This is a genomic window from Micromonospora sp. NPDC003816 (genome assembly GCF_042874705.1).
GTDB lineage: Bacteria > Actinomycetota > Actinomycetes > Mycobacteriales > Micromonosporaceae > Micromonospora.
The window spans coordinates 160,323-185,513 of the sequence record NZ_JBIANP010000006.1 but is presented as its reverse complement, the minus strand read 5'-3'; the positions used below and the strand labels follow the sequence as shown (position 1 = coordinate 185,513).

Annotated in this window: 20 protein-coding genes; 5 read left to right on the top strand and 15 right to left on the bottom strand. The window is 72.7% G+C overall.

The genetic code is table 11. From position 1 onward, the window contains the following. Nucleotides 1-12 precede the first annotated feature (12 nt). Genes ACFYTT_RS20785 through prmC form a run of 3 tightly spaced genes read right to left on the bottom strand, consistent with a single transcriptional unit; the run spans nt 13 to nt 2,231 of the window. A complete protein-coding gene (locus tag ACFYTT_RS20785; protein ID WP_176095107.1) occupies nt 13-624 on the bottom strand; it encodes a phosphotyrosine protein phosphatase in 612 nt (203 codons plus the stop codon). After that, complete coding sequence (locus tag ACFYTT_RS20780; RefSeq protein ID WP_176095993.1) at nt 625-1,269, bottom strand: L-threonylcarbamoyladenylate synthase; 645 nt, start codon at nt 1,267-1,269, stop codon at nt 625-627. It abuts the gene before it with no gap. Continuing rightward, the gene (gene prmC / locus ACFYTT_RS20775; RefSeq protein ID WP_387261660.1) at nt 1,269-2,231 is read right to left on the bottom strand and encodes a peptide chain release factor N(5)-glutamine methyltransferase; all 963 of its coding nucleotides are present in this window, start codon (nt 2,229-2,231) and stop codon (nt 1,269-1,271) included. Before prmC ends, ACFYTT_RS20780 begins: the two co-directional genes overlap by 1 nt. A gap of 83 nt (nt 2,232-2,314) precedes the next feature. On the opposite strand from prmC, the gene ACFYTT_RS20770 reads away from it, so the two are divergent. Then, entirely contained in the window at nt 2,315-3,865 is a 1,551-nt protein-coding gene (locus tag ACFYTT_RS20770; RefSeq protein WP_357210728.1) for a GGDEF domain-containing protein, read from the top strand. A 6-nt stretch (nt 3,866-3,871) separates the two neighbouring features. On the opposite strand, the gene prfA is transcribed toward ACFYTT_RS20770, so the two are convergent. The 4 genes from prfA to thrB form a co-directional block, all read right to left on the bottom strand. Then, a complete protein-coding gene (gene prfA / locus ACFYTT_RS20765) occupies nt 3,872-4,960 on the bottom strand; it encodes a peptide chain release factor 1 (RefSeq protein WP_131056837.1) in 1,089 nt (362 codons plus the stop codon). Nucleotides 4,961-5,054: 94 nt separating this feature from the next. Then, on the bottom strand, nt 5,055-5,279 hold the full coding sequence (gene rpmE, locus ACFYTT_RS20760; RefSeq protein ID WP_131056839.1) for a 50S ribosomal protein L31: 225 nt from the start codon (nt 5,277-5,279) through the stop codon (nt 5,055-5,057). A 328-nt stretch (nt 5,280-5,607) separates the two neighbouring features. After that, nucleotides 5,608-7,692 carry a transcription termination factor Rho gene (gene rho / locus ACFYTT_RS20755; RefSeq protein ID WP_387261224.1) on the bottom strand — a complete coding sequence of 695 codons (2,085 nt, stop codon included), beginning with the start codon at nt 7,690-7,692 and terminating at the stop codon, nt 5,608-5,610. Between the two features lie 296 nt (nt 7,693-7,988). Continuing rightward, nucleotides 7,989-8,933, bottom strand: coding sequence for a homoserine kinase (gene thrB, locus ACFYTT_RS20750; RefSeq protein ID WP_387261221.1), 945 nt, complete (start codon nt 8,931-8,933; stop codon nt 7,989-7,991). A 126-nt stretch (nt 8,934-9,059) separates the two neighbouring features. On the opposite strand from thrB, the gene ACFYTT_RS20745 reads away from it, so the two are divergent. Then, nucleotides 9,060-9,536 (top strand): hypothetical protein, encoded by a 477-nt coding sequence (locus ACFYTT_RS20745; RefSeq protein ID WP_387261218.1) that lies wholly within the window; start codon nt 9,060-9,062, stop codon nt 9,534-9,536. 10 nt (nt 9,537-9,546) lie between these two features. On the opposite strand, the gene ACFYTT_RS20740 is transcribed toward ACFYTT_RS20745, so the two are convergent. The 3 genes from ACFYTT_RS20740 to ACFYTT_RS20730 all read right to left on the bottom strand — a co-directional run bounded on the left by ACFYTT_RS20740 (nt 9,547) and on the right by ACFYTT_RS20730 (nt 16,093). Further along, on the bottom strand, nt 9,547-10,791 hold the full coding sequence (locus tag ACFYTT_RS20740) for an MFS transporter (protein WP_387261215.1): 1,245 nt from the start codon (nt 10,789-10,791) through the stop codon (nt 9,547-9,549). 109 nt (nt 10,792-10,900) lie between these two features. Then, the gene (locus ACFYTT_RS20735) at nt 10,901-14,185 is read right to left on the bottom strand and encodes an efflux RND transporter permease subunit (protein ID WP_387261212.1); all 3,285 of its coding nucleotides are present in this window, start codon (nt 14,183-14,185) and stop codon (nt 10,901-10,903) included. Nucleotides 14,186-14,194: 9 nt separating this feature from the next. Then, nucleotides 14,195-16,093 carry an ABC transporter ATP-binding protein gene (locus ACFYTT_RS20730; RefSeq protein ID WP_254876970.1) on the bottom strand — a complete coding sequence of 633 codons (1,899 nt, stop codon included), beginning with the start codon at nt 16,091-16,093 and terminating at the stop codon, nt 14,195-14,197. A gap of 76 nt (nt 16,094-16,169) precedes the next feature. Here ACFYTT_RS20730 and ACFYTT_RS20725 point away from each other — a divergent pair, with 76 nt between their 5' ends. After that, nucleotides 16,170-16,733 carry a TetR/AcrR family transcriptional regulator gene (locus tag ACFYTT_RS20725; protein WP_176095996.1) on the top strand — a complete coding sequence of 188 codons (564 nt, stop codon included), beginning with the start codon at nt 16,170-16,172 and terminating at the stop codon, nt 16,731-16,733. Nucleotides 16,734-16,745: 12 nt separating this feature from the next. Here the strand turns inward: ACFYTT_RS20725 and ACFYTT_RS20720 are convergent, their stop codons facing one another. The 5 genes from ACFYTT_RS20720 to argS form a co-directional block, all read right to left on the bottom strand. Further along, nucleotides 16,746-17,954 (bottom strand): acyltransferase family protein, encoded by a 1,209-nt coding sequence (locus tag ACFYTT_RS20720; protein ID WP_161594916.1) that lies wholly within the window; start codon nt 17,952-17,954, stop codon nt 16,746-16,748. A 74-nt stretch (nt 17,955-18,028) separates the two neighbouring features. Further along, nucleotides 18,029-19,078 carry a threonine synthase gene (gene thrC / locus ACFYTT_RS20715; RefSeq protein WP_131052105.1) on the bottom strand — a complete coding sequence of 350 codons (1,050 nt, stop codon included), beginning with the start codon at nt 19,076-19,078 and terminating at the stop codon, nt 18,029-18,031. Between the two features lie 73 nt (nt 19,079-19,151). Then, the gene (locus tag ACFYTT_RS20710) at nt 19,152-20,462 is read right to left on the bottom strand and encodes a homoserine dehydrogenase (protein ID WP_176095997.1); all 1,311 of its coding nucleotides are present in this window, start codon (nt 20,460-20,462) and stop codon (nt 19,152-19,154) included. Between the two features lie 8 nt (nt 20,463-20,470). After that, nucleotides 20,471-21,883 (bottom strand): diaminopimelate decarboxylase, encoded by a 1,413-nt coding sequence (gene lysA, locus ACFYTT_RS20705; RefSeq protein ID WP_387261208.1) that lies wholly within the window; start codon nt 21,881-21,883, stop codon nt 20,471-20,473. A gap of 3 nt (nt 21,884-21,886) precedes the next feature. Continuing rightward, the gene (gene argS, locus ACFYTT_RS20700; RefSeq protein ID WP_357210711.1) at nt 21,887-23,551 is read right to left on the bottom strand and encodes an arginine--tRNA ligase; all 1,665 of its coding nucleotides are present in this window, start codon (nt 23,549-23,551) and stop codon (nt 21,887-21,889) included. A 101-nt stretch (nt 23,552-23,652) separates the two neighbouring features. Between argS and ACFYTT_RS20695 the strand changes: the two genes are divergently transcribed. Further along, on the top strand, nt 23,653-24,468 hold the full coding sequence (locus ACFYTT_RS20695; protein ID WP_131052095.1) for a DUF3105 domain-containing protein: 816 nt from the start codon (nt 23,653-23,655) through the stop codon (nt 24,466-24,468). A gap of 1 nt (nt 24,469) precedes the next feature. After that, a complete protein-coding gene (locus tag ACFYTT_RS20690; protein ID WP_131052094.1) occupies nt 24,470-25,126 on the top strand; it encodes a DUF305 domain-containing protein in 657 nt (218 codons plus the stop codon). The last annotated feature ends 65 nt before the right edge of the window (nt 25,127-25,191 follow it).

The following is a 25,191-nucleotide window of genomic DNA, read 5'->3' as shown; positions in this document are numbered from 1 at the left end:
GTAATTCACCGATCAGGGCAGCAGGATCGCCGCGAGCGGATGGATCGTCTCCTCGATCTCGTCCGCCACCCGGCTGAAGCACTGGTCGCCGCGTCCCCACGGATCGTCGAGGTCGTCGCTGGGCAGCAACGACGTGCCCTGACGGGCGACGTTCGCGGCCTCCACCACCGCCACGCCCCGGGCGTACACCGCGTCCGGGGTGGCCTCGACCGGGGGCAGCCCGTCGCGGTCCAGCGCGGTCAGCAGCCGACCGAACTCACCCAGCACGAAGGTGCGCGCGGCGGCGTCGGGGCGCAACGCCACCACGTACTCCTGCTGGTCGGCGGTGGCGGTCAGGACCAGGTCCGCGGCGTCGATGTGGTCGGAACGCAGCTTCCGCGCGGCGAAGCCGCTCACGGTGCCGCCACGGGTGGTCACCTGGCGGGCCGCCGGCGGGTTCATCTCCTCGCCCGCGTGCCAGCCCCCGGTGCCCGCACTGTGGCTGTGCAGCAGCTCCTCCACCCGGCCGGGGTCCAGGTCACGGCGGGCCAGTCGCTGGCCCACCGCGAGGGTGAGCAGCCGCTCCGCCATCGGCGAGCGGCAGATGTTCCCCATGCAGACGTGCAGGACGGTGAACGGAGGCATTCACGCCACCCGGCTCTCGACCAGCTCCGGCACCACGTCGCGCAGCCGGGCCAGGTCGATGGCGCCCTCGCGGACCATCGTCGGCACCTCGCCGGTCAGGTCGACGATCGTGCTGGGCAGCGGGTCGACGGCCGGTCCGGCCTCCAGGTACGCCCGCACCGAGTACGCCAGCTGCTCCCGCGCCTCGTCGGCGGTCTGCGCCGCCGGACGGCCGATCTTGTTGGCCGAGGCGACCGCCATCGGCCCGGTCTCCCGCAGCACCTCCAGCGCCACCGGGTGCAGCGGCATCCGGACCGCCACCACCCCGCTGTCGTCACCGAGATCCCACCGCAGGCTCGCCGAGTGCTTCACCAGGATGGTCAGCGCCCCCGGCCAGAACGCCTCCACCAGATCCCGGGCGGCCTGCGGCAGCGTGTAGACCAGACCGTCGAGGGTGTGTCGGGAGCCGATCAGCACCGGCGGCGACGCCTGCGTCCCACCCTTGGCGTCCACCAACGCCTTTACCGCGTACGGCGTGAAGGCGTCGGCACCGACCCCGTACACGGTGTCGGTCGGCAGGACGACCAGTTCGCCGTTGCGCACCGCCTCGATGGCCGCAGCGATGCCGCGGTCCCGGTCGGCGAGGGACCGGCAGTCGTAGAGCATCACGAGGAGCCAGTCTGCCACGTGTCGGACGTCGCGGGTCGCCGGTGGTCCGTGCGACGGAACGCGGTGGCGAAACGGGAGCGGCCGGCGAGATCGTGGTGCGCGGTGATCGCGGTGTACCGGCCGTCGGCGGCGAGCAGGTCGGGCACCGACGCGCCGTGGGTGTCGTCGTGCTCCACCCCGAGCGCACCACCGGGCCGCAGCAGGGCCGCCGCCCGCCGCAGCACCGGACGGATCACGGTCAGACCGTCGTCCCCGCCGAACACCGCCTCCGCCGGGTCGTGCCCGGCCACCTCCGGCGGTACGACCACCGCGAGCGGCACGTACGGCGGGTTGCAGAGCAGCACATCCACCCGGCCGACCAGCTCCGCCAGCAGGTCCGCCAGCAGGTCCGGTGCGGTCACGTCGGCCGGCAGCACCTCGATCGGCCGGTCCCCCGCCGCCGCCCGGGTCGCCGCGTTGCGACGCAGCCAGGCCAGCGCGGCAGGCGCACGTTCCACCGCCACCACGCGGGCGGTCGGCACCTCCTGCGCCACCGCCAACGCGATCGCCCCCGACCCGCTGCACAGGTCCACCACCACCGGCGTCACCCCGTCGGCCACCCGCTCGGCCGCCCGCTCGACACCCCAGCCGGCGAGCAGCTCGGTCTCCGGGCGGGGCACGAAGACGCCCGGCCCGACGGCCAGTTCCAGATGCCGGAAGCCGGCGCTCCCGGTGAGGTGTTGCAGTGGCTCCCGCCGGGCACGCCGGGTCACCAACGCCTCGAAGCGGGCCCGTTGCTCGTCGGTGAAGCCGTCCGCGAGCGCCAGCCGTCCCCGGGGCACGGCCAGCACGTACGCGGCCAGAATCTCCGCCTCGACGCGGGCCGAGGGCACCCCGGCGTCGGCCAGCGCACGGGCGGCCCACGCCAGCACGACGGTGGGGCGCTCACGTCTCGTCCCTTCGGACGGGTGTTGCGGCACGGAGGTCACGCCATAATCATGAGTCGTCGCGGTGCACGTGCATAAGCGGGTGCATCCGGCGACACACCGACGGGAGGTCGCGGGTGGGCTGGCTCGACCGGGTCGATGACCAGGTTGACGCCCTGACGAAGGCGCGGGCGTTGCAGGAGGTGAGCCGCTCGGCCGAGGCGTCCGCGCTCCTGGATCGGGTGCTGTGCACCAGCAGCGACTCCCGGGTCCGCGCCGACGCGCTCGTCCAGCGGCTCTCGGCGTTGATCAATCTCGGTCGTACGGCGGAGTACACCCGGGCGATCGAGGAGGCGTCCGCCGCCGTCCGCGACCTCGCCGAGCCGTACCTGCACGGCCACCTCAACGCGCTGGCCGCGCTGGCCGCCCACCACCAGGGCGCGCTGGACCGCTGCGTGACGCACCTGGTGAAGGCCGCCCGGGCGCTGGGCGCGGTCGACGACCCGGACCGCGACACCGCCTGGGGCTGGCACGACCTGGCGATGGCGTACTCCTATCTCAGCTTCCACGGGTACGCGCTCGGTGCGATCGAACGGGCCCGTCAGCTCGGCACCGCCGCCGGAATCCCGGAGGAGACCTTCGCCGCCCCCGGGATCCGGCTGCGCAACGCGGTCGCCCTGGACCACACCGGCGACAGCGACGGGTGCCTGCGGGTCCTGCGGGACGTCGCCACCGACCTGGACCGGTTCGTCACCGCCGGCCGCGCCGACCGGCTGCGGCCGAGCAGCCTGGCCGCGTACGGCTACGCGGCGGCCCGCCGGGCCGCCCTCGGCGACGTGATCGACTCGCCGTCCGGGGCCGACCCGGCCCGGTTGCTCGGCCACGGCGCGGACAGCGCCCGGGCCCGCGACATGCGCCAACTCGGCCAGGCATGCCTGGCGGTGGCGGCCGGTCGGCCGATCGAGGCGGTCACCCGCCTGGACGCCGTCCAGGTCTCCGCCGAGACGCTCGGCGCGGCCGAACCGGCACGCCTGCGCAGCATCGCGTTGGCCCGCGCCGGTGACCACGCGGCGGCACACCGCGCCGACCGGCTGGCCTTCCGGCTCGCCGCGCAACGACACGACCGGCTCCGCGACGTCTACATCGACGGCATCGCCGCCCGGATCGACCACGAGGAGATGCGTCGCGAGGCGGCCCGGTTCGAGGGCGAGGCGCTGACCGATCCGCTGACCGGGCTGCCGAACCGGCGCCGTCTGGAGCGGTACATCGCCGCGGTGGTCGCCCGGGGCGAACGGGTGGTGATCGGCGTCTGCGACCTGGACGGCTTCAAGGCGGTCAACACCCGGCACGGCCACCACTCGGGCGACCTGGTCCTCCAGCGCGTCGCCGGGGTGATCAACCGGGTGATGCGCCGGGGCGACTTCGTGGCCCGCTACGGCGGCGACGAGTTCGTCGTGGTGCTGGCCGGTGCCGGGATGTCCGAGGCCGCCGAGGTGGCGCGCCGGATCGACGCCGCGATCCGGACCGAGGACTGGGAGTCGCTGGTGCCCGGCACGCCGGTCGGCGTCAGCATCGGCTTCGCCGAGGTGGGCGCCGCCGGGCCGGGACAACGCGACGCGCTCGGCGCCGCGTTCGAGGCCGCCGACCGCGAGATGTTGCAGGCCAAGGTCCGGCCGCGCAGCGCCTGAGCGGCGTCAGCGGCGGGTCAGCTCCGGGTCGCCGGCCAGGCGGGCGGCCCGGTCCGCCTCACTGAGCGCGTCGAGCACGCCGTCCAGGTCGCCGGCCAGGGCCAGATCCAGGTTGTACGCGGTGTAGCCGATCCGGTGGTCGGTGATCCGGTTCTGCGGGAAGTTGTAGGTGCGGATCCGCTCCGAGCGGTCCACCGTGCGGACCTGCGCCTTGCGGGCGTCCGACGCGGCGGCGTCGGCCTGCTCCTGGGCGGCGGCGAGCAGCCGGGCGCGCAGGATCCGCAGGGCCTGCTCCCGGTTCTGCAACTGGGACTTCTCGTTCTGGCAGGAGACCACGATGCCGGTCGGCAGGTGGGTGATCCGCACCGCCGAGTCGGTGGTGTTGACCGACTGGCCACCGGGACCGGACGACCGGAACACGTCGATCCGCAGCTCGTTCGGGTCGATGGTGACGTCGACCTCCTCGGCCTCCGGCAACACGAGGACGCCGGCCGCGCTGGTGTGGATCCGCCCCTGCGACTCGGTCACCGGCACCCGCTGCACCCGGTGCACGCCGCCCTCCCACTTGAGCCGGGACCAGACGCCGTTGCCGCCGTCGGGTACGCCCTTGGTCTTGATCGCCAGCGAGACGTCCTTGACCCCACCGAGGTCGGAGTCCTGGGCGTCGATCACCTCGGTGAGCCAGCCCCGCCGCTCCGCGTACCGGGTGTACATCCGCAGCAGGTCACCGGCGAACAGCGCCGACTCCTCGCCGCCCTCACCGGCCTTGATCTCGACGATGACGTCCTTGGCGTCGTGCGGGTCACGCGGGATGAGCAGCTCGGCCAGCCGTTCCTCCAGGGCCGGCAGCGTCGACGCGATCGTCTCCGCCTCGGCCGCGAACGACGCGTCCTCGGCGGCCAACTCCCGTGCCGCGACCAGGTCGGCCCGGGCCTGCGCCAACTCCCCGGCGGCCTTGTGCAGCGGCACCAGTTCGGCGTACCGGCGGCCGACCCGACGGGCGGTGCCCTGGTCGGCGTGGATGGCGGGGTCGGCCAGGCGCTTCTCCAACTCGGCGTACTCGTCGAGGAGGGCGGCCAGGCGCTCGCTGCTCATGCTGCGGATCGCTCCTTGGACGGCGGGGAGACCGGACGACAGACGGACGACGCCCGCGTCCGGGAGAAACCGGACGCGGGCGTCGGACCAGGAGCTACTTGGCCTTCTTGGCCTGAACCTTGGCGTACTTCTGCTGGAACTTCGCGACCCGGCCCGCGGTGTCCAGGACACGCTGCTTGCCCGTGTAGAACGGGTGGCAGGCGCTGCACGTCTCGACGTGGATCGCGCCGCCCTTCGCGGTGCTGCGGGTGGTGAAGGTGTTGCCGCAGGAGCAGGTGACGTTCGTGGTCACGTACTCCGGGTGGATGTTGGACTTCATCTCGCCTCGGTCCTCTCGTCGTGGTCGCCGGGTCGCCCTCGCGCGCCAGTACGCGCGAACGGGGCGTGAACCGGAACCGGTGGCCGATTGACCAGTCTGCCATGGGGCTCGGCAGACCCGCGAAGCGGGCCGTACCGGCTGATCGACCAGGTCAACGCCGGACCCGTCCCCGGCATTCCCCGCGCGGGCTCGCGCATTCCGACCTGCCGGAGGCGGTACGCGAGAGGTCGATGGGGCCGCCGTGGCGCAGGAGAGAACCCCGGCGGGTACGTCGAAGGGGCGCGACCGTGTCGGCCGCGCCCCTTCGACGAGTGTCACCCGGTGGAGGTCACTCCCCCGGCGTCGACTTGGCGATCTGCATCAGGAACTCGATGTTGGTGCGGGACTGCTTGAGCCGGTCCAGCAGGAGGTCGAGCGCCGCCTGCGAGTCCAGCGAGTGCAGCACCTTGCGGAGCTTGTGCACGATGGCCAGCTCCTCCGGCGCGAGCAGGATCTCCTCCTTGCGCGTACCGGACGGGTGGATGTCGATGGCCGGGAAGGTCCGCTTGTCGGCGATCTTCCGGTCCAGCTTCAGCTCCGCGTTGCCGGTGCCCTTGAACTCCTCGAAGATGACCGTGTCCGCCATCGAACCGGTCTCCACCAGCGCGGTGGCGAGGATGGTCAGCGAGCCGCCGTTCTCGATGTTCCGGGCCGCGCCGAGGAACCGCTTCGGCGGGTACAGCGCGGTGGAGTCGATACCACCCGACATGATCCGGCCGCTGGCCGGCGCCGCCAGGTTGTACGACCGGCCGAGCCGGGTCACCGAGTCGAGCAGGACGACCACGTCGTGACCCAGCTCGACCAGGCGCTTGGCCCGCTCGATCGCCAGCTCGGCGACGGTGGTGTGGTCCTGCGGCGGACGGTCGAACGTGGCCGCGATGACCTCGCCCTTCACCGACCGCTGCATGTCGGTGACCTCTTCGGGCCGCTCGTCCACCAGCACCACCATCAGGTGGCACTCCGGGTTGTTGTGCGTGATGGCGTTCGCGATCGCCTGGAGCACCATCGTCTTACCCGCCTTCGGCGGCGAGACGATGAGTGCCCGCTGGCCCTTGCCGATCGGCATGACCAGGTCTATCACCCGGGTGGTGAGGATGTGCGGCTCGGTCTCCAGCCGCAGCCGCTCCTGCGGGTACAGCGGGGTGAGCTTGTAGAACTCCGGCCGACGCTTGGCCTCGTCCGGCTCCATCCCGTTGATGGTGTCCAGCCGGACCAGCGGGTTGTACTTGTCCCGCCGCTGCTCGCCGTCGCGTGCCGCGCGGACCGCGCCGGTGATCGCGTCACCACGCCGCAGTCCGTACTTCTTGATCTGGGACATCGAGACGTACACGTCGTTGGCACCGGCCAGGTAGCCGGTGGTCCGGACGAAGGCGTAGTTGTCGAGCACGTCGACGATGCCGGCCACCGGGACGAGTACGTCGTCCTCGCTGACCTGCGGCTCACGACCGCTGTCGGTGCCGCCGCCCTCGTTACGGTCGCCACGACCGCGTCGGCGGTCCCGGAAGCGGCTGCGCCGGCTACGCCGGCCGCCGCCCTCGTCGTCGTCACCGTCGTTGTCCCGATCGACCCGCTGCCCGCGCTCGCCCCGGTCACCCCGGTCGTTGCGGTCGTTGCGGTCACCCCGGTCACTGCGGTCGTTGCGCTCGCCGCGGTCACCCCGCTCGGTGCGCTCGCCCCGCTCGGTGCGCTCGCCCCGCTCGGTGCGGTCAGTGCGCTCGCCCCGCTCGGTGCGGTCGCCACGGTCGCCCCGCTCCGCACGCTCGGCGCGGTCGGTGCCACGCTCGGCGCGGTCGGTCTTCTCCGCGCGGTCGGTGCCGCGCTCGTTGCGCTCGCCCCGCTCCGCACGGTCGCCACGCTCGGCGCGGTCGCTCCGCTCCGCACGCTCGGCGCCGCGCTCGCGGCCGGACCGGCCCTCGGTGCGCTCGCCGGTCTCGGCGGCGGGCTCCTCGGTCCGGGGCTCCTCGGTCCGGGGCTCCGCAGCGGCGGTCCGGCTGCGCCGGGTCCGGCTACGTCCCTCGGTCTCGACGCTCGCCGCCGGCTGCTCGGTGCGGCGCTCGGCTTCCGGCCGCTCACCCGCGTCGCGGACCTCCGCGTGAACCTCCTCGCGGACCGGTGCGGCGGCCGCCGCGACCTCGGCCCGTGGTCGAGGGGCCCCGGCGGCGCTGCCCTGGCGCTCGGAGATCGCGCTGATCAGCTCGCCCTTGCGCATACGAGCCGTACCCGAGATGCCGAGCGACGCGGCCAGGCTCTGTAGCTCCGGCAGCAGCATCGCCGACAGGCCGGTGCCGCTGCGCCGACGCCGGGCAGGGGCAGCGGTGGTGGCATCGCCAGCGACGTTGGAAACATCCGACGTCACGTCGGTGGTGTCGCTCAATGGATTCCTTCCCTCGATAAGGCCGGGACTGCCCGGAATCGACTAACAGGTGGCCGGGCGGCCTCGGTGCACCCGCCTCGCATGACGCTTCGCGGGAGTCTGTGACACAGCAGCCGGTCGGTCGCCCGACCCACCAGGAAGCTGGTGAGCGGGTTTCGCCGTCTGCGGCGACCAGTGAAGACTGCGGTGCGGCGTGTGCCTAGGCAGGGGTGACGGGCTTACCGCCGAGAGCTTCGGGGGTGCGCCGACCCGCAGGAGATCGCATGCTTCGCGGCTGTGCTAAGTCTAGAGCGTAATCAACTCTTCCGACCTGCGGCAACAGGGTCCCGCTCCGCGTGTCCGAGTCTACCCTGCTCGACCTGCGCGCCGGGCACGTCTATCGGCAACCGCAGAATCTGCCATTCTGTTCCCGCGTCGAAGCCTTCCGGCAGCTCAGACAGGGCGAGCACGGTCGGTCCGGCACCACTGACCACGGCTGCCACACCGGCCGCACGCAACTCCTCGACCACTGCGGCCGTACCCGGCATCGACGATGCGCGATAACTCTGGTGCAACCGGTCGACGGTGGCCGGCAGCAGCAGACCCGGCTCCGTGGTCAACGCGTGCACCAGCAGCGCCGCCCGTCCGGCGTTGAGCGCGGCGTCGGCGTGCGGCACGGTCGCCGGCAACGCCGCCCGCGCCGACGCGGTCAGTCCGCGCTCGGTCGGCACCAGCACCGTCGGGTGTACGCCCTCGGCCACCGGCAACGACACCGCCCGCGCACCGCCGGACTCCGTCCAGGCCAGCGTGAACCCGCCGAGCAGGCAGGGCGCGACGTTGTCCGGATGCCCCTCGATCCGGGCGGCCAACCGCAACGCGGCGTCCTCGTCGAGCCGCTGCTCCCCGTCGACCACCAGGGCACGGGCCAGCAGCACACCGGCCACGATCGCGGCCGAGGAGGAACCGAGGCCACGCGCCTGCGGGATCCGGTTGACACACTCCAACGCCAGCCCGGACGGCTGGCCGCCGAGCTCGTCGAAGGTCGCCCGCATGGCGCGTACCACCAGGTGTCCGTCGTCGACCGGCAGGTCGTCGGCGCCCTCACCGGCCACCGACACGGTCACGCCACCCGCCGTCACCTCGGCGGCGACGTCGTCGTAGAGCGCGAGGGCGAGGCCCAGGGCGTCGAAGCCGGGACCCAGGTTCGCACTGGTGGCGGGGACCCGGACCCGGACCGGGCCGGCGGCGAATGTGGTCGGCACGCCACCCATGCTAGGGCCCCACCGGCGACGCCCGACGCGCTGCCCGCCCCCTGGGACGCACCTCGCGCCCGGCACCCTTGCCCACAGGTCCTAGTCTGCCCAGACCGACGGCTTCGGGAGGACTGCGTGAGCGACGTCAGATATCTGCTGGTGCAGGTGGCGATGGATCTGCCGACGTTGATGGTGCTGATCACCGGAGGCGTGCTGGCGACGTCCGCCCGGGGGCGGCTGCCGGGAGCGGCCCGTCGTCTGCTGCTGGCCGGGCTCGCCGTCCTGCTGGCCGCCACGCTGATCAGCCTCGTGTGGTCGGTCGCGTTGCCCTGGGCGGTCACCGGGGGTACCGCCCGGTTCAGCGCGCTCTCCCTGGTCGTCGGGGTGATCAACGCACTGCTCTTCCCGGCCGGAGTCGGGCTGCTGATCGCGGCCGCGCTGGTCGGCCACCGGAGGGCGCCGGCACCGGGCACCGCCGCACCGGGCGCCCCCACGGCCTGGGGTCCGCCGCCAGCCGACGCGTACCGACCTCCGGCGGACGCGCACCAGCCGCCGGCCGACCCGTACGGACCTTCGGCGGACCCGTACCGGCCGCCCACCGTTACGCGCTAACGGGGCGGTTCTACCGGGTCCCGGTCTCCGCGACGGTCGGCGTCGGGGCGGCGAGCGAGAGCCGTCGGGTGGCCACCCGCCAACCGATCGCGTACGTCAACGTGACCAGGCCGCAACTGGCCAGCACGATCCGTTCGTCCACCACGTCCACCACGGCGGCGACCGCGAGCTGGCTGACCGAGATCGCCAGGGTCGCCAGCATCATGTCGGTGGCGAACACCCGGCCCCGTAACCGGTCCGGCACCTCGCCCTGCAACGCGAAGTTCGACATCACCCAGTTGCTGCCGCCGGCGAAGTGCGCCACGAAGACCAGCACCAGCACCAGCGGGAACCAGGGCACCACCGAAGTGCCCAGATAGGCCAGCCCGTACGCCGACATGGACAGTGCCAGTCCGGGCAGCAGCCAGGCCCGGTTGGTCAGTACCCGGCGCATCAGGATCGGGCCGACCAGCGCGCCCGCGCCGCGTACCGCGAACAGCAGGCCGGTGCCGAGCGCGCCGACCCCGTACACCCCGGCCAGCAACGGGAAGACGGTCAGCACGCCGTTGCCCAGGCCGACCGCCGACTTCACCGTCACCAGGGCCAGCACCCGTGGGCGGTGCGCGATGTAGCCCAGCGCCTCGCGGATCGCCGCCCAGGTCTGCGGCGGTGCCTGGTCCTGCTCGCGCGCCGCCTGGAGGGGCCGGCGGATGCGGGTGGCCAGCAGCGCGGCGAGCACCAGCGCGACCGCGGCGACCCAGAAGCAGACGTACGGCCCGGCAGCGGCACTGAGGACCCCGCCGAGGGAGGCACCGACGACGGTCATGGTGCCCCAGGCCGACCCGGCCACCGCGTTGCCCGCCGCCAGCTCGTCCGCGTCGAGCACGTTCGGCAGGGCCGCCTGCGCGGCCGGGGAGTAGAACGCCTTGGCCACCGCGATCACGCCGATACCGAGCATCGCCAGCCAGGCCGTGCCGGCATCGCGTACGCCGAGCAGCAGCAGGGCACCGACGAGCGCGGCGACGTTCGCGGCGATCATGATCGTACGACGGTCGAAGCGGTCGGCGACGGTCCCGGTGTACGGCAGCAGCAGCGCCACGATGCCGGTGTCCACGGCCAACACGAGCGCGCCCCACACGCCACTGCCGGTGAGCTGCGGCAACAGGACCAACAGCGGCACCATCACGAACCAGTCGGCGCCGAAGACCACCAGTTGAGCCAGGAAGAGACTGCGGAAGTTCCGGTTGCGGGTGATGACCCCGACGGTGGACGCCACGAGCCGGACCCTACCCGGCCGTACTCCCCCGGTGAGTCGGGGCGCGGACACCCGGATGTAAGGAGGGGTCCCCTGCTATGCACGAGGCGTTAGCAGGGGACCCCTCCTTTCACTCGGTGGGTGGGAACGGTGAGTTGCGGGTCTTCGGCAGCCGGAGCACCTCGAACTGGTCGGTGCTCTCGATCAGGGCGCCGGAGGGTGCCGCCGGCACCGGCCGGCTCTCCGGTCTGCGCTCCTCGGCGGGCGGCGCGGTCGCCGTCGCCTCCCGTCCGGCGGGCTCGTCGCCGGGCGCGTCGTCCGGGTCGGCGTCGCGCGGCTCGTCCTCGGACGACGGGCCGGACCGGCCCCGACGCCGGGCCAGCACCGACTCCTTCGTGTCCTCCACCATGGCGTACAGCGTGGGCACCAGGATCAGCGTGAGCAGGGTGGAGCTGAGCAGACCGCCGATCACCACGATCGCCAGGGGCCGGGAGATGAACCCGCCCTCGCCGGTGAGCCCGAAGGCCATCGGTGTCAACGCGAAGATGGTCGCGATGGCGGTCATCAGGATCGGGCGGAGCCGGTGGCGTCCACCCTCGACCACCGCCTCCCGCACGCCCATCCCCTGGGCGCGGTACTGGTTGACCAGGTCCAGCAGCACGATCGCGTTGGTCACCACGATGCCGACGAGCATGAGCACGCCGATCAGCGCCGGCACGCTCAACGCGGTGCCGGTGGCCAGCAGCAGGACGACCGCGCCGGTGGCCGCGAACGGGATCGAGACCAGCAGGATCAGCGCCTGTACGACGCTGCGGAAGGTCGCCATCATGATCAGGAACACGATCGCGATCGCCGCCAGCACGGCCAGACCGAGATCGGCGAAGGTGTCCCGCTGCTCGGCGCTGACGCCACCGATGGTCAGGGTCGCTCCGGGTACGTCGATCGCGTCCAGCTCGCGTTGCAGCTCGGCGCTGATCGCCCCCAGGTCGGAGCCGGTGACCGTGCCGGTGACCGAGACGCTGCGCTCACCGTCGATCCGTCGCACCTGCTGCGGTCCGGTGGTCTCGGTGACCTCGGCGATGTCGTCCAGCTTGACCGCGCCGACCCGCATCTCGCGCAGCTCGGTCACGGTCGTCGGCGGCTGCGCGGAGAGCCGCAGCACCACGTCGCGCGCACCGCCGTCCAGGCTCACCTGGCCCAGCGGCGTACCCCGGAACGCCTGCGCGACGAGCTGACCGACCGCGGCCTCGGTGAGCCCGGCCCGGCTGACGGCCGTCCGGTCAACGGTCACCTCCACCCGTGGCACCTGCTCGGTCAGGGTGGACGAGACGTCCTCGACGCCCCGCAGGCGGGTCAGCACCGCCTGCGCCTGCTCGGCCGCGCGGGTCAGCGCCTCGGGGTCGGCGGCCCGCACCACCACGGCCAGCTCGTTCGCGGACGCGCCGCCCTGGCCCGCCGGGAACGTGATCTCGCCCGCGTCGGCGCCGAGCGCGCCGATCCGGTCCCGCAGGATGCCGCGCATCTCCTTGGCATCGGTCCCCTCGCCGAGCAGCAGCGCGTAGCTGGCCACGTTGTTGCCGGCGCCACCACCCCACGGCGAGTCGCCGCCACCGGCGGTGACCTGGTACGACCGCACCCCCGGCGTCTCCGCCAGCACCGCCTCGACCCGGCGGGCCGCCGCATCGGTGCCGCCCAGCCCGGTGCCCACCGGCAACTCCTGCCGGATGTTCAGGGTGTCCTGGCCGGAGTCGTCGAGAAAGTTGGTCTCCAACTGCCGGGCCAGGCCGAACGTGCCGAGCAGCACCACCAGACCGGCCGCCAGGGTGGCCAGGCGGAACGCCCGCCGGCCGGTGGCGAACCGGATCACCGGCAGGTACGCCCGCTGCAACGGGCTGCGCAGTTCCCGCTCCTCGGCGGCGCGGCGCACGGTCGCCCCGTGGGCGCCGGTCACCGGCTTGAGGAACCAGTACGCGAGCACCGGCACCACCGTCAGCGAGACCAGCAGCGAGGCCAGCAGCGCCACCGTGACCGTGATCGCGAACGGCGCGAAGAGCTGGCCGACGAAGCCGCCGACCAGGGCGATCGGCGCGAAGACCGCGACCGTGGTCAGGGTGGAGGCGGTGACTGCTCCGGCCACCTCGCGGACGGCGGTGAGGATCGCCTCCCGCTTCGGTCCGCCGTACGTCAGGTGCCGTTTGATGTTCTCCAGCACCACGATCGAGTCGTCCACCACCCGCCCGACGGCGACCGTCAACGCGCCGAGGGTGAGCAGGTTGAGCGAGTAGTCGCCGATCCAGAGGGCGAGCAGCGCGACCACCACCGACAGCGGGATGGAGACCGCGGTGACCACGGTGGAGCGGATCGACAGCAGGAACACCAGGATGACCACCACGGCCATGATCAGGCCCAGCAGACCCTCGGTGCTCAACGTCTTGATCGACTTCTCCACGAACGGGGCCTGGTCGAGCACGACGGTCAACTCGGCACCGGTGGCGGCCCGCAGTCCGTCGAGCCGGTCGGCCACCTCGTGCGAGATCTGCACCGCGTTGCCGTCCGGGTCGGCGGTGACCGTGATGCCGAGGCTCTCGCGACCGTTGGTACGCGTGATCGCGGTGGCCGGGGCGAGTTGCTCGGAGACGGTGGCGACGTCACCCAGGCGGACCGGACCGGTCTTGCCCTTCGGCGGCGCGACGATGACGGCCCGCAGGTCGTCCAGCGTGGTCAGGGGCGAGCCCACCTGCACCGGCAGCGCCCGGTTGCCGTCCAGGACCGCCCCGGCGGGCACCGACACCCCGTTGGCCTGCAACGCGGTGCCGATCGCGGTCGGCTGCACCTTGGCCCGGGACAGCTTGGCCGGGTCGGGGGTGATGACCACCAGGTCGTCACGGACGCCGGTCAGCTCGACACCGCGTACGCCCTCGATGGCCGCCAGCTCGGGCACCACCGTGTCCCGCAGCTTGGCCGCGAGGGCACGCTCGTCGTCACCGCCGCTGGCGGCCAGCACCACGGCCGGCAGGTCGTCCGTGCTGCCCGCGATCACCTGCGGCTCGACGTCGTCGGGCAACCGGGTGCGGTTGAGCGCGGTCTGCATCCGGTTGACCACGTCGTCCAGGTCGGTGCCGAACTCGTACTGCACCTGGATGGTGCTCAGGCCCTCACGGGATGTGGAGGTGACGCTGTCCAGCGCGGGGATGCCCCGGAGGCTGTTCTCGATCGGGACGGTCACCTGGGACTCGACGACCTCGGGTCCGGCACCGGGGTAGGACGCCACGATGAACGCGGCGGGGAACTCCAACGAGGGCAGGAGTTGCTGCTTCAGCGACGGCACGGCGTACGCACCGAACGCCGTGGTCACCACCGCGATGAGGGCGACCAGCCCTCGGTTGGCGAGGCTGAATCTGGCGAGCAGCGACATCGGCGTGGCTCACTCCTGGGGGAGACGTTCGAAGGGCACGAGCAGTGTGCCCGACCCGATTCGCCCGTCGGTGTCCGGGGCGGGCCCGGCGGGCACCGGTTCGGCGGTGCCGATCCGCAGCGACGCCACCAGGTCCCGGTACAGCTCGTCGGTGCGCAGCAGGGTGGCGTGGTCCCCGACGGCGCGGATCCGGCCCCGCTCCATCACCACGATCTGGTCGGCGTCGAGCACGGTGGAGAGTCGGTGCGCGATCGTCACCACCGCCCCTTCCTCGGCCCGCTGCCGGACGCACCGGCTCACCACCGCCTCGGTCAGGCCGTCGACCTGCGAGGTGGCCTCGTCGAGCAACAGCACGTCCGGCGTCCGCAGCACCGCCCGCGCCAGCGCGATGCGCTGCCGTTCGCCGCCGGAGACGGTGGTGGCCGCCAGCGGCGTGTCCAGCCCGAGTTCCAGCCCGCTCACCTTCTCGTGCAGGTTCACCGCCCGCAGCGCGGCCCAGAGTTCGTCGTCGCTCGCGTCGGGGTGGGTGAAGCGCAGGTTGTCCCCGATGGTGCCGGGCACGACCGGCGCCTCCTGCTCCACGTAGGCCAGTCGCCCACGGATCTGCGCCGGGGTGTGGTCCGGGTAGCGCCGGCCGTCGAGCAGCAGTTCCCCGTGCTCCGGTTCGAGGAAGCGCAGCAGCAGGGAGAAGAGTGTGGTCTTGCCGGCTCCGGAGGGCCCGACCAGCGCGGTGTGGCCGACGCGGGGGATCTCCAGGTCGATGTCGCGCACGGCGGGTGGCGCCGAGGGCGCGTACCGGGCGGTGACGCCCCGCAGCGTCAGCACCGGCCCGGAACGGTCGCGGTGGCCGGCGGTGACGACCGGCGGTACCGGCTCCGGCGCGGCGGACGCGGTGACGGTCGGCGACGAACCGGGTTCGGCCTCGACCGCCTCGATCTCACGGAGCCGACCGGCCGCCGCGATCCCGGCCTGCATGGCGGTGAGGTTCTGGGTCAGCTCGCCGATCGGCCCCATCAGCCCGAAGGCGTAGAGCAGGAACGCGATCAGGGTGGAGACCTCGATCAGGCCGCGTTCGGCCCGTGCCGCGCCGACGCCCAGGATGACGATGACGGCGAGCTGGATGCCGGTCCAGGAGATGGTCCACACCAGGGCGCTGCGGCGGGCCGCGCGGAGCCCGTGCTCGGCGGCCTCGCGGGCGTGCGTGGTGAGCGCCGACGTCTGGCGCTGCTCGGCGCGACTGGCCTTGACCGTCCGGATGGCGCGCAGGGAACCCTCCAGGGCCCCGCCGAACCGCCCGACGGATTCCTGGGCGGCTTCCTGGGCGCGGCCGATCGAGGGCAGCAGGTATCCCATCAGGACCGCCACCACGACCACCGCGACCATGGTGGCGCCGAGCAGCACCAGGTCGAGCGCACCCATCAGCACCAGCGTTCCGACCAGCGCCAACGCACCGTTGGTCAGGCCCACCAGGCTGCCGGACGCCTGGTGCAGCAACGCAGGGTCGGAGGTGGCCCGGGTGACCAGTTCACCGCCGGAGCGGTGCGTGAGCTGGTCGATCCGGGCGGCGAAGTAGCGGCGGATCACCCCGGTGCGGGCGTCGAGCACCACCCGTTCGGCGATGCGGCCCATCAGGATCCACTGCCACAGCGAGATGGCGGCACCCACCACCACGAGCACCAGCAGCACGGCGACGGGTCGGGCCAGCGACTCACCGGCGCCGAGGGTGTCCAGCACCCACTTGGTCACCAGCGGGGTGGCCAGCCCGGCCGCGTTGGCGACCAGGCCGAGCAGCAGCCCGACCAGCATGGCCGGCCAGTGCGGCCGGAGGTAGGTCAGCAGCAGCCGGGTCCGGGCCCTCGGGGCGGTCGGCTCCGATTCGGTCGCGGCGGGTACGGCGGTCACAGTCACCCGGCAATGGAACACCACTGTTCCACTACGGGCAAGCAATATTCCGAATCTGTACGTTGGTAACCTGTCCGGCGTGATGACCACCGACGAGAGCGGCAGCCGGGCGCGGACCCGGCAGGCGATCCTGCAGGCCGCGATCGAGGTGCTCAGCCACAACCAGGCCGCCAGCCTGAGCGAGATCGCCACCGCCGCCCAGGTCGGCCGGACCACCCTGCACCGCTACTTCGCCGAACGCTCCGACCTGCTGGCCGCCGTGGCCGCCGAAGGCGCGAACCGGCTCAACGAAGCCACCGGACGCGCCCGCCTGGCCGACGGCACCGGCGCCGAGGCGCTGCTCCGTCTCTGCGCGGAGTACTTCGACCTGGGTGACCTGCTCTCGCTCGTCTTCGCCGAGCCGACGATCATCGAGGACCCGATCTGGGGCACCGAGGTCTGCGACGACGACTTCTACGCGATGATCGCGCGCGGCCACGCCGACGGCAGCATCGACCCGGCGCTGCCCGCGCCGTGGGTGCAGTCGGTGCTCTGGTCCCAGCTCTACGCCGGCTGGAGCTACCTGGCCTCCCACGAGGTCTCCCGGCACGAGGCCCTCGGCCTGGTCATCCGGACCGTCGCCGGCGCTGTCGCACCCCGGGGCTGACCCTCCGCCGGCTCACCCTCGTTCAGCCCCGACCGGCGGCATCGGCCCGTCGACGGCGGTCCGTCCACGCGGCACGCCCGCACCACCACGGCGCGTCGAGCGGGACACCGCCGGGGCGCCCACCCGCAGCAGCCGTGGACGCCGCCGGGCGGCGAGGTCCTCGATCCACCCGACGGCCAGCGCCGCGACGGCCGTCAGCAGGACCATCCCGACCAGCCGTATCCCCACGTGGGCGACGGAGTCGAAGGAGAGCCACGGCATGAGCAGGGCGGTGATCGCCGCACTGGCCGGGATGTGCCACAGATAGACGGTGAGCGCCCGGGCGTTGACCAGGCGCAGCAGCCCGCCGCCCCGCGTCGGCCGGACCTCCCCGGTCGACCGGGCAACGGCGGTCGACCGGGGGGCCCACCGCAACAGCGCCGCGACCCAGGCCATCGACCAGATGGTGGAACCGGCCGGGATGTGGTTGAGCTCGCCCGGCGCACCCGTGGTGGCGGCGAGCAGCACCCAGGTGCCACCGACGGTGGCCAGCACCAGGACCAGACCGTGGTAGAGGCGGGCCGGCACCCGCCGCAGCAGTCCGTCGTGGTAGGCGAAACCGAGCAGCCAGCAGGGCAGGTACGACACGACGAAGTAGAACTGGGTCACCCCGGCGAGATGAGCGCACACCGGCAGGGCGGTGGCCGCCGCCAGCACGGGCCACGGCCAGCGGCGGTACAACGGCAGGAGCAGCGGTGAGAGCAGGGTCAGCCACAGGTACGTCGAGACGTACCAGAGGCCGACGGTGAACGCCCACCCCCAGGACATCGCGCCGGCCGACGGCACCCGCAGCGGCAGCAGCCACCAGCAGACGTCGCCCCAACCGAACCCGCTCGGCGTGCCGGAGACCTGACCGGCGACGGCCACCAGCACCAGCACCGTCGCGCCGAAGGCCCAGAACGGCACCAGCAGCCGCCGCATCCGACGGCCGACGGCACGGGTGCCGTACCGGTCCAGCGACGCGGCGAGCAACGCGCCGGCGACGCCGAACATGACGCCCATCGCCGGCACCAGCAGGCTCAGCCACAGCCACCCGGTGGCGTGGTACAGCAGCACCCGGGCCAGTGCCGCAGCGCGCAGCAGGTCCAGGTAGGAGGTCCGTGACTGCGCGGCCACCACGGGCGCGACGCCTGTCGCGTCGGGTGTCCGCCGAGCCTCGGCAGCCACCGGGTCGGTAGCCACCCCATAGTTGTACCGCTAGAAGACGCCTTTGCGACCAAAATGCCCATAAAGGAGCAAGTGTCGGTTTGGCTGCCTCAGGCGAGATCGAGCGAACGGGCGGCGGCGAGCGGGTCGTTGGCGATGGTGACCGGCGCCGGAGCCGTGGTGATCGCCCACTCCGGATCCTTCAGACCATGCCCGGTGACCGTGCAGACCACGGTGGAACCGGCCGGCACCCGCCCGGCGGCGGCCTGCTGCAACAGACCCGCCACGCTGGCCGCGCTGCCCAGTTCCACGAAGACGCCGACCTCCCGGGCCAGCAGGCGGTACGCGGTCAGGATCTCCCGGTCGGTGACCGACTCGATCAGGCCGCCGCTGGCGTCCCGGGCGTCCAACGCCTTCGTCCAGCTCGCCGGGTTGCCGATCCGGATCGCGGTGGCGATCGTGGACGGCTCGGGCACCACCTGCCCGGTCACGATCGGTGCGGCACCGGCGGCCTGGAAGCCGTACATCTTCGGGGTGCGGGTGGCGTTGCCGGCGGCGGCGTCCTCGCCGTAGCCCATCCAGTACGCGGAGATGTTGCCGGCGTTGCCGACCGGCAGGCAGTGGATGTCCGGCGCGTCGCCGAGCGCCTCCACGATCTCGAACGCGGCCGTCTTCTGGCCGTGCAGCCGGTCGATGTTGACCGAGTTGACCAGCGCCACCGGGTAGTCCTGGGCGAGCTTGGCGGCCAACGCCAGGCAGTCGTCGAAGTTGCCGGTGACCTGGAGCAGCTTCGCGCCGTGCACCAGAGCCTGGGCCAGCTTGCCGAGGGCGATCTTGCCCTGCGGCACCAGCACCGCGCAGGTCACCCCGGCGCGGGCCGCGTACGCGGCGGCGGAGGCACTGGTGTTGCCGGTGGAGGCGCAGATGATCGCCTTGTTACCCGCCTCGACCGCCTTGGAGACGGCCATCGTCATGCCCCGGTCCTTGAACGAACCGGTCGGGTTGGCGCCCTCCACCTTGAGGTAGACGTCGCAGCCGAGCCGCGCGGAGAGCACCGGCGCGGGCAGCAGCGGCGTGTTCCCCTCGTGCAGCGTGACGACCGGCGTGGCGTCGGTGACCGGCAGCCGGTCCCGGTACGCCTCGATCAGACCCCGCCACATGCCGCTCTCCTCGCCTCTCGTACCCGTCACCGGTCACCACCGGCCGGGAGCCGCACCCATCCGGTCCGCCCGCTCACGAGCCCCCCTCGACCCGCAGCACGCTCGCCACCGAACGGACGATATCGAGCCCGCGCAGTTCGTCGACGGTCGCCGCGAGCGCCGCGTCCGGCGCCACGTGGGTCACGATGACCAGGATCGCCTCGCCCGCTCCCCCGGTACCGCCGCCGGCCGGCCCCTGCCGCACGGTGGCGATCGAGACGTCGTGGCGGGCGAACACCCCGGCCACCGCCTCCAGCACACCCGGACGGTCGGCCACGTCGAGACTGATGTGGTAGCGGGTGAGCGCCTCGCCCATCGGGCGTACCGGCAGGTCCGCATAGGCGGACTCGCTGGCCGCCCGGACCCCGGCCAGCCGGTTGCGGGCCACCGCGACCACGTCGCCCAGCACCGCGCTGGCGGTCGGCGACCCTCCCGCGCCCCGGCCGTAGAACATCAACTGCCCGGCCGCGTCGGCCTCGACGAAGACCGCGTTGAACGCGTCGCCGACGCCGGCCAGCGGGTGGCTCAGCGGGATCATCGCCGGATGGACCCGGACGCTGACCGTCTCGCGGCCCTGCCCGTCGGCACCGCGCGCGGCGATGCAGAGCAGCTTGATCGTGCAGCCCATCGCCTTCGCGCTGGCCACGTCGGCGGCAGTCACCTCGGTGATGCCCTCACGGTGCACGTCGTCGGCACCGACCCGGGTGTGGAAGGCCAGCGAGGCGAGGATCGCCGCCTTGGCCGCCGCGTCGAAGCCCTCCACGTCGGCGGTCGGGTCGGCCTCCGCGTACCCCAGCTCGGTGGCCTCCTCCAGCGCCTCGGCGAAGCCGGCGCCGGTGGCGTGCATGGCGGAGAGGATGAAGTTGGTGGTGCCGTTGACGATGCCGGTGACCCGGGTGATCCGGTCACCGTGCAGCGACTCGCGCAGCGGACGCAGCAGCGGGATCGCCCCGGCCACCGAGGCCTCGTAGTAGAGGTCCGCGTCGCCCTCGGCCGCCGCGTCGTGCAGCGTGCCGCCGTCCTCGGCGAGCAGCGCCTTGTTGGCGGTGACCACGCTCTTGCCGGCCCGCAGCGCCTCGACCAGCCAGCCACGCGCCGGTTCGATGCCGCCGACCACCTCCACGACCACGTCCACGTCGTCGCGCTTGATCAGCCCGAGCGCGTCGGTGGTGAACAGGGCCGGATCGACCGGCAGGTCACCACGGTCACGCCCGAGCCGGCGTACCGCGATGCCGGCGATCTCCAGCGGAGCACCGATCCGGGCGGCGAGGTCGGCGGACTGCACGTGCAGCAGCCGCACCACCTCGGCGCCGACGGTGCCGCAGCCGAGCAGGGCCAGGCGCACAGGTTGATTCATCCCACATCCAAGGCGAGCAGGTCCTCTTCGGTCTCCCGTCGAACGATCAGCCGGGCCTGGCCGTCGCGCACCGCGACCACCGGGGGGCGGGGCACGTGGTTGTAGTTGCTGGCCATGCTGCGGCAGTAGGCACCGGTGCCCGGCACCGCGACAAGATCTCCGGGCTGCACGTCGGCGGGCAGGAATTCATCCTTCACCAGGATGTCCCCGGACTCACAATGCTTTCCCACCACGCGGGCGAGCATCGACCCGGCGGAGGTCGCCCGGGAGGCCAGCGTCGCCGAGTACGCGGCGTCGTAGAGCGCGGTCCGGATGTTGTCGCTCATCCCCCCGTCGACGCTGACGTAGGCACGGTGCCCGTCGGCCGCGTCACCACCGGCGCCGACCAGCACGGACTTCACGGTGCCCACCTCGTAGAGGGTGAACACGGCCGGGCCGACGATCGCCCGACCCGGCTCGATCGAGACGCGCGGCACGGCCAGCCGCTCCGCGGCGCACTCCGCGTCGACGATCCGGCGCAGCCGCTTGGCCAGCTCGTGCGGGGTCGAGGGGGCGTCCTGGGTGGTGTACGCGATGCCGAAGCCGCCGCCGAGGTCCAGCTCCGGCAGCTCGACGCCACGGGCGTCGCGGATCTGCGCCTGGAGCGCGAGCACCCGGCGGGCGGAGACCTCGAAGCCGCTGGTGTCGAAGATCTGCGAACCGATGTGCGAGTGCAGGCCGCGCAGTTCCAGCACGTCCTCGTCGAGGATGCGCAGCGCCGCCGCGCTCGCCGCGCCTCCGGCCAGCGAGAAGCCGAACTTCTGGTCCTCGTGCGCGGTGGCGATGAACTCGTGGGTGTGCGCCTCCACGCCGACGGTGACCCGGATCATCACCCGGGGCCGGACGCCCCGCTCGCGGGCCAGCGCGGTGAGCCGGTCGATCTCGGCGGACGAGTCGACGATGATCCGGCCTACCCCGGCGTCCAACGCCCGGGTCAGCTCGGCCACGGACTTGTTGTTGCCGTGGAAACCGATCCGCGCCGGATCCATCCCGCCGGCCAGCGCCACGGCCAGCTCCCCGCCGCTGCACACGTCGAGGAAGAGGCCCTCCTCGGCGATCATCCGGACCACCGCCCGGCAGAGGAACGCCTTGCCCGCGTAGTAGACGTCCTCGTCCGGAAAGGCGTCCCGGAAGTCGCGGCAGCGCGACCGCAGGTCCTCCTCGTCCAGCACGTACACCGGGGTGCCGAACCGGGCGGCCAGGTCGCGGACGTCCAGGCCGGCGACGACCAGCGCGCCGTCGTCGCCGCGCCGGGTCGTGCGCGGCCACAGGCGCGGCACCAGGGCGTTGACGTCGGCCGGGGCACGCAGCCACGACGGCCCCCGGTTGCCGATGTCACCGTGCAGCGCACCGGCCTCGTGAGCGCGCATCGGTCACATCCTCTCGGGGGCCGAGACGCCGAGCAGGCGCAGGCCGTTGGCGATGACCACCCGGGTGGCGTCGTTCAGCCAGAGCCGGGCCCGGTGCAGGTCGGTGATCTCCTCGTCGCCCCGGGGCAGGACCCGGCAGTTGTCATAGAACCGGTGGTACGCCCCGGCCAGGTCCTCCAGGTAGCGGGCCACCCGGTGCGGCTCGCGCAGCTCGGCGGCGGCGGCCACCACGGCGGGGAACTCGGCGAGCGCCTTGAGCAGCTCGTTCTCCTTGTCGTGGTCGAGCAGCTCGGGCCGGAACGAGCCGGTGTCGCCCCGGGTCAGCCCGACCTCGGCGGCGTTGCGCGCGACGTTGGCCGTCCGGGCCGCCACGTACTGCACGTAGTAGACCGGGTTGTCGCGGGTGGCCCGGGTCCACAACTCGATGTCGATGTCGATGGGCGAGTCGCTGGAGTAGCGGGCCAGCGCGTACCGGGAGGCGTCCACCCCGATGGCGTCGACCAGGTCCTCCAGGGTGATCACGGTGCCGGCGCGCTTGCTCATCCGCACCGGGGCGCCGTCGCGCACCAGGTTGACCAGCTGGCCGATGAGGATCTCCAGGGTCTGCTCCGGCTCGTCGCCGAAGCAGGCGGCCATCGCCTTCATCCGGCCGATGTAGCCGTGGTGGTCCGCGCCCAGCATGATCACGACCCGGTCGAAGCCGCGCTCCCGCTTGTCCAGGTAGTAGGCGCAGTCGGCGGCGAAGTACGTCCACTCGCCGTTGGACTTGCGCAGCACCCGGTCCTTGTCGTCACCGAAGTCGGTGGTGCGCAGCCAGGTCGCGCCGTCGGCGTCGAAGACGTGCCCCTGCTCGCGCAGCCGGGTCAGGGCGTGCTCCAGCTCACCCCGGTCGTGCAGGTCCTTCTCGTTGAAGTAGGTGTCGAACTCCACCCCGAAGTCGCGCAGCGAGGACTTGATCTCCTCGAACATCAGCGCGACGCCCTCCACCCGGAAAACCTCCTGGGCGGCGGTCTCGTCGAGCGACAGCACCTCCGGCCGCCGGGTGGTGACCTCGGCGGCGATCTCCGCGATGTACGCCCCGCCGTAGCCGTCCTCCGGCGCCGCCTCGCCCCGGGCCGCGGCGAGCAGCGAGCGGGCGAACCGGTCGATCTGGGAACCGGCGTCGTTGAAGTAGTACTCCGTACCGACCTCGGCACCGGCGGCCCGCAGCAGGCGGCTCAGCGCGTCGCCGACCGCCGCCCACCGCACGCCGCCGATGTGCACCGGTCCGGTCGGGTTGGCCGAGACGAACTCCAGGTTGACCTTCAGGCCGGCGAGCCGGTCGCCACGGCCGTACTCCTCGCCCGCCTCGACGATGCTCCGGGCGAGCTGGCCGGCGGCGGCGGCGTCCAGCCGGATGTTGAGGAAGCCGGGGCCGGCGATCTCCACCGACTTGACCCCCGCCGTGCTGCCCAGCGCGGCGGCGAGCCCGGTGGCCAGCTCGCGGGGCGGTACGCCCACCTTCTTGCTGAGCTGGAGCGCCAGCGTGGAGGCGTAGTCGCCGTGCTCGGGGTTGCGGGGCCGCTCGACCGTCGTGTGCTCCGGCAGCGCGGAGCGGTCCAGCCCCCGGTCGGTGAAGACGGCGTGAGCGGCGGCCAGGACGGCTTCGGCGAGTTCAGCGGGAGTCACCGAACCATGTTATCGGGGGTAGACTCGGTCCCCGCGGCGGCGACCCGGCATCGGGGGCTGGGCCGCCGGACTCCTCTGACCGACCGACCTGACGAGGCACGATGAGCATCAGCACCCCGGGCGGCCCGCAGCGCCGCCCGACCGTGGTCAGCACCGGTAAGAAGCCGGCGGCTGGTCGGCCGGCCGCCGGCGACAAGCCGACCGGCGACAAGACCGGGTCCGGCAAGCCGGCGACCCCCCGCTCCGGCGGTGGCAAGGGTCCCCGCAAGCCGATCACCCCGGTGAAGGTCAGCCAGGGGCGCTCCTGGGGGCCGATCGCCCTCTTCGTCGCCGTGGGCGTGCTCGCCACCTCGATCATCGGCTTCGGCGCCTGGGCGACCTTCAAGGGCAGCCAGTCGTGGCAGGACAAGGCTGCGGCGATCGACGGCGTCGTCAACTTCCGGGAGAGCGACCCGGAGAGCATCGCCAACCAGGAGCACCGGGCCGGCAAGATCGAGTACCCGCACAGCCCGCCGGTCGGCGGCCCGCACAACAACACGTGGCAGCGCTGCCAGGGTGACGTCTACACCGCGCCGATCGCCAACGAGCACGCGCTGCACAGCCTGGAGCACGGCGCGGTCTGGATCACCTACCGCCCCGACCTGCCCGAGGCGGACGTGGCGAAGCTCGCCGACATCATCCGCGGCAACGACTTCATGCTGATGAGCCCCTACGAGGGCCTCGACAAGCCCGTCTCGATCCAGGCGTGGGGCTACCAGCTCAAGGTCGACGACGCCGGCGACTCCCGGCTGAAGGAGTTCGCCACCGTGCTGGCACAGAACGCCTCGATGGAGCCGGGCGTGCCCTGCTCCTCCGGCAACTACACCACCGGCACCGGCACCGAGCCGCGCGAGATGCAGCCCACGCAGGGCGGCTGACATGCCCACCGCCGTGCAGGACCCACCGGTGACCGAGCAGACGGGCGGGGCAGCACCCCGCCCGGCCTCCCGGACCCTGCGGTATCTGACGCTGGCCGTGACCGCGCTGATGCTGCTCGCCGTCGGGTGGACGGCTGCCACGCTGGCCGCCGGGCGGACGCCGGGTGAGGAGTCGGCCGAGGCCGGCTTCGCCCGGGACATGTCCCGGCACCACGCGCAGGCGGTCGAGATGGCCATGCTCGCGTACGCCAAGGGGCAGGATCCGGCGATCCGGCAGATGGGGTACGACATGGCCCTCACCCAGCAGGCGCAGATCGGGCACATGCAGCGCTGGTTGCAGGAGTGGGACCTGCTGCCCACCGGCACCCGGCCGGCGATGGAGTGGATGCCGGACGGCGTACGGGTGGACGCGAACGGGCTGATGCCCGGCATGGCCACCCGGGAGCAGATCACCCAGCTCCACGAGGCCCAGGGTGCCGAGGTCGACCGTCTCTTCATCGACCTGATCATCAAGCACCACCTCGGCGGGATCCACATGGTCGACGGGCTCCTCAAGACGTCCGACCGGGCCGAGGTGGTCCGGATGGCCGAGGCCATGAAACAGGCGCAGCAGAAGGAGATCAACGAGCTCCGGAAACTCCAGCAGGCCGCCGGCTGATACCGGGACGGTCCGCGACCGCCGCAACACGTGTACGACCGGAGAGGGGCCCCGCCGGAACACCG